Here is a 12,792-nt window from a genome sequence, read left to right on the forward strand (position 1 = left end):
TCTACAGGCATGACAAGTCTGCAAGCGTCTAGCTTGCCCCCAAATTCGGGCACTGAGTTGACTAGGGAAGTTGCTATTGCATGTGGCGTGAAACCAAAATTCTCCTGATCGATGACGATAGCGTCCGCCGCCGCGACCTGGCGGTGATCCTTAATTTTCTCGGCGAAGAAAATTTACCCTGCGGCAGCCATGACTGGCAGCAGGCTGTCGGCTCATTGTCGTCCAGCCGTGAAGTCATTTGCGTCCTTATCGGGACCGTAAATGCCCCCGCATCGCTTTTGGGCTTGCTAAAGACACTCTCAACCTGGGATGAGTTCCTTCCCGTTTTGCTGATGGGCGAAAATTCTTCCCTAGACCTGCCGGAAGACCAGCGCCGCCGGGTACTTTCCACCTTGGAAATGCCGCCCAGCTACAGCAAATTGCTTGATTCGCTGCACCGTGCCCAGGTTTATCGCGAAATGTATGACCAGGCCCGTGAACGCGGCCGGCATCGTGAACCCAATCTTTTCCGCAGCCTTGTCGGCACCAGCCGTGCGATCCAGCACGTGCGCCAGATGATGCAGCAGGTGGCCGACACCGACGCCAGCGTGCTGATCCTGGGTGAGTCCGGCACCGGCAAGGAAGTGGTTGCGCGCAACCTGCATTACCATTCCAAGCGCCGCGAAGCGCCGTTCGTTCCAGTCAACTGCGGGGCGATCCCAGCCGAGTTGCTGGAAAGCGAATTGTTCGGCCACGAGAAGGGCGCCTTCACCGGCGCAATTACCAGTCGCGCCGGGCGTTTCGAATTGGCTAACGGCGGAACGCTGTTCCTCGATGAAATCGGCGACATGCCGCTGCCGATGCAGGTCAAGCTGCTGCGCGTGCTGCAAGAGCGCACCTTTGAACGCGTGGGCAGCAACAAGACCCAGAGCGTCGACGTGCGGATCATCGCCGCGACTCACAAGAATCTGGAAAGCATGATCGAGGTCGGCAGTTTCCGCGAGGATCTCTATTACCGCCTCAACGTATTCCCGATCGAAATGGCGCCGCTGCGTGAGCGGGTCGAAGACATCCCGCTGCTGATGAACGAATTGATCTCGCGCATGGAGCATGAGAAGCGCGGTTCGATCCGCTTCAACTCCGCGGCGATCATGTCCCTCTGCCGCCATGGCTGGCCGGGCAACGTCCGCGAGTTGGCCAACCTGGTGGAGCGCATGGCGATCATGCACCCCTACGGCGTGATCGGCGTGGCCGAGTTGCCGAAGAAGTTCCGCTACGTCGACGACGAAGACGAGCAGATGGTCGACAGCTTGCGCAGCGACTTGGAAGAGCGCGTAGCGATCAATGGCCATACGCCGGACTTCACCAGTAACGCGATGCTGCCGCCGGAAGGCCTGGATCTGAAGGATTATCTGGGAGGCCTGGAGCAGGGCCTCATCCAGCAGGCGCTCGACGATGCCAACGGCATCGTCGCCCGCGCGGCGGAACGCCTGCGCATCCGTCGCACGACTCTGGTGGAAAAGATGCGCAAGTACGGCATGAGCCGTCGCGAAGGAGATGAACAGGCGGATGATTGACGCCTGTTTTACAACCGCCTGATTTCTGGGCGGTTTTTTTTCGGCACGGGTATTGCTACTGCCCTCGCAACGTTCCGTTTAACTGACGGTCAGCCAAGCGAGAGAGCACGATGACCCAAGCCGCCCTGATGTCTCCTGTCCCTGAGCCGGGACTCATGCCGTCCGCCGAGCAGGCTAGCCGGCTTGGACTTGAGCAGGCGTTTTCGCTGTTTAACCAGGTCTCCAGCCAGTTATCCGACTCCTACAGCCTGCTCGAAGCCCGGGTCACCGAGCTCAAGGGTGAGCTGGCGGTGGTCAGCGCTCAGCGCATGCAGGAGTTGGCGGAAAAAGAACGCCTGGCCAATCGGCTGCAAAACCTCCTCGACCTCTTGCCTGGCGGCGTCATTGTCATTGATGAGCACGGTTTCGTGCGCGAAGCCAACCCGGCAGCGTGCGAGCTGCTCGGCCTGCCATTGGAGGGCGAGCTGTGGCGGCATGTGATTGCCCGCTGCTTCGCTCCTCGCGAAGATGACGGCCATGAGATTTCCCTCAAGGACGGTCGACGCCTTTCTATCTCGACCCGTTCGCTTGACGCCGAGCCCGGGCAGTTGGTGCTGCTCAACGACCTGACTGAAACCCGTCACCTGCAAGATCAGCTGGCTCGCCACGAGCGGCTGTCTTCCCTTGGGCGGATGGTGGCGTCGCTGGCCCATCAGATCCGTACGCCGCTGTCCGCCGCGTTGCTCTACGCCAGTCATTTGACTGAACAGCAACTGCCGATGGATACCCAGCAGCGCTTCGCCGGCCGCCTGAAGGAACGCTTGCATGAGCTGGAGCACCAGGTCCGCGACATGCTGGTGTTTGCCCGCGGCGAATTGCCGTTGACCGACCGCGTGACGCCCAAGGCGTTGCTGCAATCCTTGCAGGCCGCAGCGTCGACCCACGTACAGGGTTTGCCGATCCGCTGGCAGTGTGACAGCCGCGCGGGCGAAGTCCTGTGCAACCGCGACACGCTGGTGGGCGCGGTATTGAACCTGATTGAAAACGCGATCCAGGCGGGCGACGGCGACGTTCGCCTGAAAGTCCACCTATACACCCGTGGCAGCACGTTGCGCCTGTGTGTCAGCGACAACGGCAGCGGCATCGATCCAGCCGTGTTGACCCGCCTGGGTGAGCCTTTTTTCACCACCAAGACCACCGGGACGGGCCTCGGTCTGACCGTGGTCAAGGCCGTGGCGCGGGCCCATCAGGGTGAATTGCAGTTGCGCTCGCGGCCGGGGCGCGGCACGTGTGCGCTGGTCCTCCTGCCGCTGTTTTCCAGTGTGCCAAGGGTGGAGTGAAGGCAATGGCAATCAAGGTTTTGCTGGTGGAGGACGATCGTGCCCTGCGCGAGGCGCTCGCCGATACACTGCTGTTGGCCGGGCATGATCATGCCGTCGTCGGTTCGGCGGAGGAGGCGTTGTTGGCGGTCGCCCGTGAGCCGTTCAGCCTGGTGGTCAGCGACGTCAATATGCCGGGCATGGACGGCCATCAGTTGCTCGGTTTACTGCGGGCGCGCCAGCCTCAATTGCCAGTCCTGTTGATGACGGCCCACGGTGCGGTCGAACGAGCAGTGGATGCCATGCGCCAGGGGGCGGCGGACTATCTGGTCAAGCCGTTCGAGCCCAAGGCGCTGCTTGACCTGGTGGCGCGCCATGCCCTGGGAAGCCTTGCCGTTGAAGGTGAAGGCCCGGTGGCGATCGAGCCGGCCAGTGCGCAGCTGCTGGAATTGGCCGCGCGGGTGGCACGCAGCGATTCAACCGTATTGATTTCCGGTGAGTCCGGTACGGGCAAGGAAGTCTTGGCCCGTTATATTCACCAGCAGTCCCGTCGCGCCAGCGAGCCGTTCATTGCCATCAACTGCGCGGCGATTCCCGACAACATGCTCGAAGCAACATTGTTCGGCCACGAAAAGGGTTCGTTCACCGGCGCCATCGCGGCCCAGGCTGGCAAGTTCGAACAGGCCGATGGCGGCACCATCCTGCTGGATGAAATCTCTGAGATGCCCCTGGGCCTGCAGGCAAAATTGCTGCGGGTGTTGCAGGAGCGAGAAGTGGAGCGGGTCGGCGCGCGCAAGCCCATCAGCCTGGACATCCGGGTGGTCGCGACGACCAACCGCGACCTGGCGGGCGAAGTGGCGGCGGGGCGTTTCCGGGAAGACCTTTATTACCGGCTGTCGGTTTTTCCGTTGGCCTGGCGTCCGTTACGCGAGCGCACCGCCGATATCCTGCCGCTGGCCGAGCGTCTGCTGGCCAAGCACGTCAATAAAATGAAGCACGCAACGGCGCGCCTGTCCGCCGAGGCACAGGCTTGCCTGATCGGGTATCCCTGGCCCGGTAACGTCCGGGAACTGGATAACGCGATCCAGCGGGCGCTGATCCTGCAGCAGGGCGGCTTGATCCAGCCCGAGGATTTCTGCCTGGCCGGTCCGGTGGCTTGTGCGCCTTTGCCGGTACCGCCGCTGGCGCCGGTAGTGCCTCCGGTCGAGGTAGCCGAATCAGCCGGTGCGTTGGAGGACGATCTGCGTCGTCGCGAATTCCAGATGATCATCGACACCCTGCGCGCCGAGCGCGGCCGTCGCAAGGAAGCGGCCGAACGCCTCGGCATCAGTCCCCGAACCCTGCGCTACAAGTTGGCGCAAATGCGTGATGCCGGGATGGATGTGGAGGCTTACCTTTTCGCCAGTTGAATCATTGATCCAAGCAGTTGCACCTCTAAATCTGTGGGAGCGAGCCCTGCTCGCGAAGGCGGTGATTCAGGCGATGTAGATGTTGACTGACAGACCGCTATCGCGAGCAGGCTCGCTCGCACATGAGTCCGGATGAGCTCGCGCATGCATTTGTTTTTTACGGCCATCGAGCTGGCACCCTTGTTGCTAACACCTACGTACCCGCTGAGTAAGTGTCAAAAAAATGCGGGCCGCCAGAGAGAATAGACCATGAGCCAAGGTATTGAATTTAATCGATTGATGTTGGACATGCGGTCCATGCAAATGGACGCCATGGCCCAGCCGAAATCGGTAGCGGTCCCCCAGGTGGGTGGCAGCAGCTTTTCCGACATGCTCGGTCAGGCCGTCAATAAAGTGAACGATACCCAGCAGGCTTCGAACCAGTTGGCCAGTGCTTTCGAGATTGGTAAAAGTGGCGTCGACCTGACGGATGTAATGATCTCTTCGCAGAAAGCCAGTGTCTCGTTTCAGGCGTTGACCCAGGTACGTAACAAACTGGTTCAAGCCTACCAAGACATCATGCAGATGCCGGTCTAAGGAAACTATTGAGTCATGGCAGAAGCAGCCGTTGATAACGTTCCAGCCAAGGCCACTCCGGTAGACGGCAAACCGCCGTTGTTCGGTCTGTCTTTCCTGGAAAACCTCTCCGAGATGACCATGCTGCGTCAGGTTGGCCTGTTGGTCGGCCTGGCTGCCAGCGTGGCGATTGGTTTCGCCGTCGTGTTGTGGTCCCAGCAGCCAGACTACCGTCCGTTGTACGGTAGCCTGGAAGGCATGGACGCCAAGCAGGTCATGGAAACCCTGGCTTCTGCCGACATTCCCTACACCGTTGAACCCAATTCTGGCGCCTTGCTGGTCAAGGCCGACGACGTGGCGCGCGCGCGCCTCAAGCTCGCTGCCGCTGGCGTGACACCGACCGATGGCAACATCGGTTTCGAGATTCTGGACAAGGACCAGGGCCTGGGCACCAGCCAGTTCATGGAAGCGACTCGTTATCGTCGCGGCCTGGAAGGCGAACTGGCGCGCACCATCTCCAGCCTCAACAACGTCAAGGCTGCCCGTGTGCACTTGGCGATCCCGAAAAGCTCGGTGTTCGTGCGCGATGAGCGCAAGCCGAGTGCTTCGGTACTGGTTGAACTGTATTCCGGCCGCTCCCTGGAGCCAGGCCAAGTCGTTGCCATCATCAACCTGGTGGCGACCAGCGTTCCCGAACTGAGCAAGTCGCAAATCACCGTGGTCGACCAGAAGGGCAACCTGCTGTCCGACCAGGCGGAAAACTCCGAACTGACCATGGCCGGCAAGCAATACGATTACAGCCGCCGCATGGAAGGCATGTTCACCCAGCGGGTGCATAACATCCTGCAACCTATCCTGGGCAATGGCCGCTACAAGGCCGAAGTCTCGGCGGACGTGGATTTCAGTGCGGTCGAATCGACCTCCGAGCAATTCAACCCGGATCAACCCGCGTTGCGCAGCGAGCAGTCGGTGAACGAACAGCGTACCGCCAGCAATGGACCGCAAGGCGTGCCGGGTGCCCTGAGCAACCAGCCGCCGTCGCCGGCCAGCGCGCCGCAAACCACCGGTGGCGCCACCGCCGCCGCGGGCATGGTGCAGCCCGGCCAGCCGCTGATCGATGCCAACGGCCAACAGATCATGGACCCGGCCACCGGCCAGCCGATGCTTGCGCCGTACCCGGCCGACAAGCGTCAACAATCCACCAAGAACTTCGAGCTCGACCGTTCCATCAGCCACACCAAGCAGCAGCAGGGCCGTTTGAATCGCCTGTCGGTCGCCGTCGTCGTGGACGATCAGGTCAAGATCAACCCGGCCAACGGCGAAACCAGCCGCGCGCCGTGGAGCGCCGACGAATTGGCGCGCTTCACTCGCCTGGTGCAGGACGCCGTTGGTTTCGACGCCAGCCGTGGCGACAGCGTCAGCGTGATCAACGTGCCGTTCTCCCTGGAGCGCGGTGAAGAAATCGCCGACATTCCGTTTTATTCGCAACCCTGGTTCTGGGATGTGGTCAAGCAAGTATTGGGTGTGTTGTTCATCCTGATACTGGTATTCGGCGTGTTGCGCCCGGTGCTGAACAACATCACCGGTGGCGGCAAGAACAAGCAGTTGGCAGGCTTGGGCGATGTAGAGCTGGGAGGCATGGGCGGCCTGGATGGCGAATTGGCCAACGATCGCGTCAGCCTCGGCGGGCCGCAGAGCATCCTGCTGCCAAGCCCGAGCGAAGGCTACGACGCTCAGTTGAACGCCATCAAGAGTCTGGTGGCAGAAGATCCGGGTCGTGTGGCCCAGGTCGTGAAAGAGTGGATTAACGCAGATGAGTGATAATCGAGCCGCTGTTGCCAAATTGTCCCGGGTCGACAAAGCCGCGATCCTGCTGCTGTCCCTGGGTTCGACCGACGCCGCCCAAGTGCTGCGTCACATGGGGCCCAAAGAGGTCCAGCGCGTTGGCGTGGCCATGGCCCAGATGGGCAATGTCCATCGCGAGCAGGTCGAGCAGGTCATGAGCGAGTTCGTCGACATCGTCGGCGACCAGACCAGCCTGGGCGTCGGTTCCGACGACTACGTGCGCAAGATGCTCACCCAGGCCCTGGGCGAGGACAAGGCCAACGGCCTGATCGACCGGATCCTGCTGGGTGGCAACACCAGCGGCCTGGACAGCCTCAAGTGGATGGAGCCGCGCGCGGTTGCCGACGTGATCCGTTACGAACACCCCCAGATCCAGGCGATCGTGGTGGCGTACCTCGACCCGGACCAGGCCGGTGAAGTGCTGGGCAACTTCGACCATAAGGTTCGCCTCGATATCATCCTGCGTGTGTCGTCGTTGAACACCGTGCAGCCGGCGGCCCTGAAAGAACTGAACCAGATTCTCGAGAAGCAGTTCTCGGGCAACTCCAATGCCTCGCGCACCACCTTGGGCGGTATCAAACGCGCGGCGGACATCATGAACTTCCTCGACAGTTCGATCGAAGGTCAACTGATGGACTCGATTCGCGAAGTCGACGAAGACCTGTCCGGTCAGATCGAAGACCTCATGTTCGTGTTCAACAACCTGGCCGATGTCGACGATCGTGGTATCCAGGCTCTGTTGCGCGAAGTGTCCTCCGACGTTCTGGTCCTGGCCCTCAAGGGTTCGGACGAAGGCGTCAAGGAGAAGATCTTCAAGAACATGTCCAAACGAGCGGCCGAATTGTTGCGCGACGACCTCGAGGCCAAGGGCCCGGTGCGCGTCAGCGACGTGGAAACCGCACAGAAGGAAATCCTCACCATCGCCCGCCGTATGGCCGAAGCCGGAGAAATCGTGCTCGGTGGCAAGGGCGGCGAAGAGATGATCTAAGGTCGTTATGTCTGCCAAGAGTGATGATGCACCCAGCGACCTGATCCGCGCCCGGGACGTCGGAGGTTTCGACGTCTGGTCGCTGCCCAGTTTCGACCCCTTCGTGCCCGAGCCCGAGCCGGAGCCGGTGGAAGAACTGCCGGAGATGGAGGAGGTGCCGCTGGAGGAAGTCCAGCCACTGACCCTCGAAGAAGTCGAGAGCATTCGTCAGGAGGCTTACAACGAAGGCTTCGCCATTGGCGAGAAAGAAGGTTTCCACAGCACGACGATCAAGGTTCGCCAGGAAGCCGACGTGGCGCTGACGGCGAAGCTACGTGCGTTGGAATCACTGATGCTCAATCTGTTCGAGCCCATCGCCGAGCAGGACACCCAGATCGAAAAGTCATTGGTCGGGCTGGTGCAGCACATCACCCGCCAAGTGATCCAGCGCGAGCTGGCGATCGATTCGAGCCAGATCGAACACGTCATGCGCGAAGCCCTCAAGCTGCTGCCGCTGGGCGTGGGCAACGTGCGGCTGTACATCAATCCTCAGGACTTCGAACTGGTGAAGGCCCTGCGCGAGCGCCACGAGGAAACCTGGCGCATCGTCGAGGACGAGTCCCTGCTGCCGGGCGGTTGCCGCGTAGAAACCGAGCACAGCCGCATCGACGCGACAATCGAGACGCGCATCAGCCAGATCATGGCGAAACTCTTTGACCAACTGCACGAACAGGCCCTGCATCCGGCTCCGGCCGACCTCAGCCTGGATCTGCCGGACGAACCCAAGGCCGCTGTCATCGTCGATCCGGACGGTGACGAACCGCTTGTTGGCGCAACGGACAGCCGCGATGCGCCTTGAGCGAACCAGCTTTGGCAAGCGCCTGGGCAGCTACGCCGAGGCCACCGAACTGGCCGGCCAGCCGATCCTGGAAGGTCGTCTGCTGCGTATGGTCGGCCTGACCCTTGAGGCGGAAGGCTTGCGTGCCGCCATGGGCAGTCGTTGCCTGGTGATCAACGATGACAGTTATCACCCGGTGGAGGTCGAAGCCGAGGTCATGGGTTTCTCCGGCAGCAAGGTATTCCTGATGCCGGTGGGCAGTGTCGCCGGCATCGCCCCGGGTGCCCGCGTGGTACCGCTGGCCGATACCGGTCGCCTGCCCATGGGCATGAGCATGCTCGGCCGGGTGCTGGATGGCGCTGGACGGGCCCTGGACGGCAAGGGCGGTATGAAGGCTGAAGATTGGGTGCCGATGGATGGCCCGACGATCAACCCGCTCAAGCGCGACCCCATCAGCGTACCGCTGGACGTGGGCATTCGTTGCATCAACGGTTTGTTGACGGTTGGACGCGGCCAGCGCCTGGGCCTGTTCGCCGGTACTGGTGTGGGCAAGAGTGTGCTGCTGGGCATGATGACCCGCTTTACCGAAGCCGACATCATCGTGGTGGGCTTGATCGGCGAGCGGGGTCGCGAGGTGAAGGAATTCATCGAGCACATCCTCGGCGAAGAAGGGCTCAAACGTTCCGTGGTGGTGGCTTCGCCGGCGGACGATGCGCCATTGATGCGCCTGCGTGCCGCCATGTACTGCACGCGTATCGCTGAATATTTTCGCGACAAGGGCAAGAATGTCCTGTTGCTGATGGACTCACTGACCCGTTTCGCCCAGGCCCAGCGGGAAATCGCCCTGGCCATCGGCGAACCTCCGGCGACCAAAGGGTATCCGCCTTCAGTCTTCGCCAAGCTGCCGAAATTGGTGGAACGCGCCGGAAACGCGGAGAAGGGCGGTGGCTCCATCACCGCGTTCTACACCGTGCTGTCCGAGGGCGACGACCAACAGGATCCGATCGCCGACTCGGCCCGTGGTGTGCTCGACGGCCATATCGTATTGTCCCGGCGTCTGGCGGAAGAAGGACATTACCCCGCCATCGACATCGAAGCGTCGATCAGCCGGGTCATGCCATCGGTGATCAGCCCCGAGCACATGAAGCGGGCGCAACAGTTCAAGCAGTACTGGTCCCGTTACCAGCAGAGTCGCGACCTGATCAGCGTAGGTGCCTATGTGCCTGGCGGCGATCGCGAAACCGACACGGCCATCAACCTCTATCCGGCCATGGCGGTGTATCTGCGCCAGGCGCTGAATGACAGCATCGGCATGGGCGCCAGCGAAGCGCACCTGCAAACCATTTTCGCCCCAGTCTCCGGCACGTAACCGATCATGGCCACGAGTCGTGCGGCGCGCCTGGCACCGGTGGTGGACATGGCGGAAAAGGCTGAGAAAACCGCTGTACAGCGGTTGGCGTATTTCCAGGGGCAAGTGGCTGTTGCTGAAAGCAAGCTGGCTGACCTGGAGAATTTTCGTCTGGAATACCAGGAACAGTGGATTGCCCGTGGCAGCCACGGCGTTTCCGGGCAGTGGTTGTTGGGTTACCAGGGGTTCCTGGCCCAATTGGGCACCGCCATCGATCAGCAGCGCCAAAGCCTGGTATGGCACCAGAACAATCTCGAGAAGGCTCGCCAGAGTTGGCAGGAAGCGTTCGCCCGAGTCGAGGGGCTGCGCAAGCTGGTACAGCGTTACATCGACGAGGCGCGGCAATTGGAGGATAAGCGTGAGCAGAAACTGCTGGATGAATTGTCCCAGCGCTTGCCGCGTCAGGACCCGTATTGATATTGGCGGTAGAGTTTTGTCGGGCAGGCGATTTGAAACCTTGCTCAGACCTCTACCAGGTGCTAAACCTTGTACACGTATGTCCACGACAAGGAAGTGAATATGTCTGTCGTTACCGAAGTATCTCCTGATGGGCAAAAACTGACGATCTCGATCAAGGGCCGCTTCGATTTTGGCCGGCATCAGGAGTTTCGTGAGTCCTATGAAAAGCTCAACACGAAACCCGAGTCCATCGTGGTGGATCTGAAAGAGGCCACTTACCTAGATAGCTCTGCCTTGGGCATGCTCCTGCTGTTGCGTGACCATGCCGGTGGCGACGAATCGGATATCCGCGTCGTCAACAGCAGCAGCGACGTCAAGAAAATCCTCGCGATTTCCAATTTCGACAAGCTGTTCGATATCAGTTGATCGCCATGCAATCGTCGCCGGAGCCGCTGACGATCCTGATTGCCGAAGACAGTGCCGCCGACCGACTGCTGTTGTCGACCATTGTCCGTCGCCAGGGGCACCACGTGCTCACCGCCGCCGATGGCGCCGAGGCGGTCGACGTCTATCTGGAGCAGCGTCCTCATCTTGTGCTGATGGACGCGATGATGCCGGTCATGGATGGCTTCGAAGCGGCGCAGAAGATCAAGCAATTGGCCGGGGATCAGTTGGTCCCGATCATTTTCCTCACCTCATTGACCGAAAGCGAAGGGCTCGCCCGATGCCTTGAGGCCGGTGGGGATGACTTCCTGGCGAAACCCTATAACCAAGTCATCCTGGCTGCGAAAATCAAGGCCATGGACCGCTTGCGTCGGTTGCAGGCCACGGTGGTCGAGCAGCGCGACCAGATCGCCCGACACCACGATTACCTTCTCAATGAGCAGCGGGTCGCCAAGGCCGTGTTCGACAAGATTGCCCACTCCGGTTGCCTGAGCGCGCCGAATATCCGTTATCTGCAATCACCTTATGCCTTGTTCAACGGCGACTTGCTGCTGGCCGCGTTCAACCCGGCCGGCGACATGCATATCCTGCTCGGCGATTTTACCGGGCACGGCCTGCCGGCGGCGGTCGGCGCGATGCCGCTGGCGGAAGTGTTCTACGGGATGACGGCCAAAGGATATGGCCTGGCGCAGATCCTGCGGGAGATGAATGCCAAGCTCAAGCGCATCCTGCCGGTGGATATGTTCTGTTGCGCGACGCTGTTAAGCATGAGTTTCCAGCGCTGCACCGTCGAGGTCTGGAATGGCGGCATGCCTGACGGGTATCTGCACGACAGCCTCAGTGGCGTGCGCACGCCGTTGCCGGCGCGGCACTTGCCGCTGGGTGTGCTGACGCCCCAGTTGTTCGACGATCGCACCGAGGTCCACTCGCTGTCGGTGGGTGATCGGGTCTTCCTGTTGTCCGACGGAGTGATAGAAACCAGCGACCACGATGATCAACCGTTTGGCGTGGAGCGGTTGCAGCAGGTGTTCTCGGCCAACCGCGAACCCGACCGTCTCTTCGAGGATATCCAGCAAGCCTTGCGGGATTTTCGCGGTGAGGCCCGTGATGACTTCAGCATGGTCGAGGTGCGGCTGGTCGCGCCGACGCAACTCAACCCGCCGCCACCGGTCTATTCCGATAGTGGCCAGTCCAGTCCGCTGGATTGGTCGTTGAGTTTCGAATTCCGCGCGCAAACACTTAAGCGCTTCAACCCGATGCCTTACCTGCTGCAATTATTGTTGGAGGTCCACGGGCTAAGGGCGCAGAGTGGAGCACTATACAACGTGTTGTCGGAGCTTTATTCCAACGCCCTGGAACACGGGGTGCTGGGGCTCGACTCCAGCCTGAAGCGTGATGCGACCGGTTTTGCTCGTTACTATCAGGAGCGCGGCGCGCGTCTGGACAAGCTGGACGATGGTCACGTGCGGGTGCATCTGCACGTCACGCCCCAGGGCGACGGTGGCAGACTAATCATTGAAGTCGAAGACAGCGGAAAGGGCTTCGATGTCGCCAAGGTGTTGGCGCGGCCGCTGGACCGGGATCGATTGTCCGGGCGCGGCGTGAGCCTGGTGCGCCAACTCTGTCATCAGGCCTCCTGGTCCGACGATGGTCGTAGTGCGCGCGTGGAGTTTTTCTGGGGGGCTCTGTCATAATCGGGGCCATTCTTGATCAGGGAGCGAACAAGTGAACGAAGTTCATCTGGATCTCGACGTGCTGAGCACGTTGAAGGAAGTCATGGAGGACGGGTATCCGGAGCTGTTGGATACTTTCCTCAAGGATTCCGAAGCCCGCCTTCGTGTACTGCACGAGGCGAGGGACGCGCAAATGCTCAGTGCTACTGCCCATAGCTTCAAGGGCAGCAGCAGCAACATGGGCGCCATTCGCCTGGCCGAGCTGTGTGGTGAGCTGGAGCAGCGTGCCAAGGAGCCGTCGCTGCACGGTATCGAGAGCCTGGTCAATGAAATCGATAGCGAATTCGCTCACGTTCGTACGCTTTGTCGAGAAGAGCGCGAAAGCTTTCACTGCTGAAGC

At 61.0% G+C, this 12,792-nt stretch carries 12 protein-coding genes; all 12 read left to right on the top strand.

The annotated features are described in order from the left end of the window. Nucleotides 1-80 precede the first annotated feature (80 nt). The 12 genes from J3P92_RS08055 to J3P92_RS08110 all read left to right on the top strand — a co-directional run bounded on the left by J3P92_RS08055 (nt 81) and on the right by J3P92_RS08110 (nt 12,789). The gene (locus J3P92_RS08055; protein WP_434563002.1) at nt 81-1,556 is read left to right on the top strand and encodes a sigma-54 dependent transcriptional regulator; all 1,476 of its coding nucleotides are present in this window, start codon (nt 81-83) and stop codon (nt 1,554-1,556) included. A gap of 110 nt (nt 1,557-1,666) precedes the next feature. Next, nucleotides 1,667-2,875: a sensor histidine kinase gene (locus J3P92_RS08060; RefSeq protein ID WP_434563004.1), complete on the top strand. Its 1,209-nt coding sequence runs from the start codon at nt 1,667-1,669 to the stop codon at nt 2,873-2,875. A 5-nt stretch (nt 2,876-2,880) separates the two neighbouring features. Next, nucleotides 2,881-4,263, top strand: a complete 1,383-nt coding sequence (gene fleR, locus J3P92_RS08065; protein WP_420767381.1) for a sigma-54-dependent response regulator transcription factor FleR — start codon at nt 2,881-2,883, stop codon at nt 4,261-4,263. A 249-nt stretch (nt 4,264-4,512) separates the two neighbouring features. Further along, nucleotides 4,513-4,839: a flagellar hook-basal body complex protein FliE gene (fliE, locus tag J3P92_RS08070; protein WP_003184044.1), complete on the top strand. Its 327-nt coding sequence runs from the start codon at nt 4,513-4,515 to the stop codon at nt 4,837-4,839. Nucleotides 4,840-4,854: 15 nt separating this feature from the next. Next, on the top strand, nt 4,855-6,639 hold the full coding sequence (gene fliF, locus J3P92_RS08075) for a flagellar basal-body MS-ring/collar protein FliF (RefSeq protein ID WP_258648065.1): 1,785 nt from the start codon (nt 4,855-4,857) through the stop codon (nt 6,637-6,639). Further along, complete coding sequence (gene fliG / locus J3P92_RS08080; protein ID WP_007958288.1) at nt 6,632-7,651, top strand: flagellar motor switch protein FliG; 1,020 nt, start codon at nt 6,632-6,634, stop codon at nt 7,649-7,651. The genes fliF and fliG overlap by 8 nt, the downstream gene beginning before the upstream one ends. A gap of 7 nt (nt 7,652-7,658) precedes the next feature. Then, nucleotides 7,659-8,489: a flagellar assembly protein FliH gene (gene fliH / locus J3P92_RS08085; protein ID WP_434610273.1), complete on the top strand. Its 831-nt coding sequence runs from the start codon at nt 7,659-7,661 to the stop codon at nt 8,487-8,489. Further along, nucleotides 8,479-9,837 carry a flagellar protein export ATPase FliI gene (fliI, locus tag J3P92_RS08090; RefSeq protein ID WP_434650323.1) on the top strand — a complete coding sequence of 453 codons (1,359 nt, stop codon included), beginning with the start codon at nt 8,479-8,481 and terminating at the stop codon, nt 9,835-9,837. Before fliH ends, fliI begins: the two co-directional genes overlap by 11 nt. A gap of 6 nt (nt 9,838-9,843) precedes the next feature. Beyond that, nucleotides 9,844-10,293, top strand: coding sequence for a flagellar export protein FliJ (gene fliJ, locus J3P92_RS08095; RefSeq protein WP_003184033.1), 450 nt, complete (start codon nt 9,844-9,846; stop codon nt 10,291-10,293). 102 nt (nt 10,294-10,395) lie between these two features. Then, nucleotides 10,396-10,701 (top strand): STAS domain-containing protein, encoded by a 306-nt coding sequence (locus J3P92_RS08100; protein WP_258648063.1) that lies wholly within the window; start codon nt 10,396-10,398, stop codon nt 10,699-10,701. A 5-nt stretch (nt 10,702-10,706) separates the two neighbouring features. Beyond that, the gene (locus tag J3P92_RS08105; protein ID WP_434650325.1) at nt 10,707-12,413 is read left to right on the top strand and encodes an ATP-binding SpoIIE family protein phosphatase; all 1,707 of its coding nucleotides are present in this window, start codon (nt 10,707-10,709) and stop codon (nt 12,411-12,413) included. 31 nt (nt 12,414-12,444) lie between these two features. Next, nucleotides 12,445-12,789 carry an Hpt domain-containing protein gene (locus J3P92_RS08110; protein WP_434610278.1) on the top strand — a complete coding sequence of 115 codons (345 nt, stop codon included), beginning with the start codon at nt 12,445-12,447 and terminating at the stop codon, nt 12,787-12,789. Nucleotides 12,790-12,792: the final 3 nt, after the last annotated feature.

This window comes from Pseudomonas sp. D3-27 (assembly GCF_051132165.1).
Lineage (GTDB): Bacteria > Pseudomonadota > Gammaproteobacteria > Pseudomonadales > Pseudomonadaceae > Aquipseudomonas.

What these genes read in the sequence shown, in the direction of transcription:
- J3P92_RS08055 (WP_434563002.1), top strand. Translation starts at nt 81, where the DNA reads ATGTGGCGTGAAACCAAAATTCTCCTGATCGATGACGATAGCGTCCGC.
- J3P92_RS08060 (WP_434563004.1), top strand. Translation starts at nt 1,667, where the DNA reads ATGACCCAAGCCGCCCTGATGTCTCCTGTCCCTGAGCCGGGACTCATG.
- fleR (WP_420767381.1), top strand. Translation starts at nt 2,881, where the DNA reads ATGGCAATCAAGGTTTTGCTGGTGGAGGACGATCGTGCCCTGCGCGAG.
- fliE (WP_003184044.1), top strand. Translation starts at nt 4,513, where the DNA reads ATGAGCCAAGGTATTGAATTTAATCGATTGATGTTGGACATGCGGTCC.
- fliF (WP_258648065.1), top strand. Translation starts at nt 4,855, where the DNA reads ATGGCAGAAGCAGCCGTTGATAACGTTCCAGCCAAGGCCACTCCGGTA.
- fliG (WP_007958288.1), top strand. Translation starts at nt 6,632, where the DNA reads ATGAGTGATAATCGAGCCGCTGTTGCCAAATTGTCCCGGGTCGACAAA.
- fliH (WP_434610273.1), top strand. Translation starts at nt 7,659, where the DNA reads ATGTCTGCCAAGAGTGATGATGCACCCAGCGACCTGATCCGCGCCCGG.
- fliI (WP_434650323.1), top strand. Translation starts at nt 8,479, where the DNA reads ATGCGCCTTGAGCGAACCAGCTTTGGCAAGCGCCTGGGCAGCTACGCC.
- fliJ (WP_003184033.1), top strand. Translation starts at nt 9,844, where the DNA reads ATGGCCACGAGTCGTGCGGCGCGCCTGGCACCGGTGGTGGACATGGCG.
- J3P92_RS08100 (WP_258648063.1), top strand. Translation starts at nt 10,396, where the DNA reads ATGTCTGTCGTTACCGAAGTATCTCCTGATGGGCAAAAACTGACGATC.
- J3P92_RS08105 (WP_434650325.1), top strand. Translation starts at nt 10,707, where the DNA reads ATGCAATCGTCGCCGGAGCCGCTGACGATCCTGATTGCCGAAGACAGT.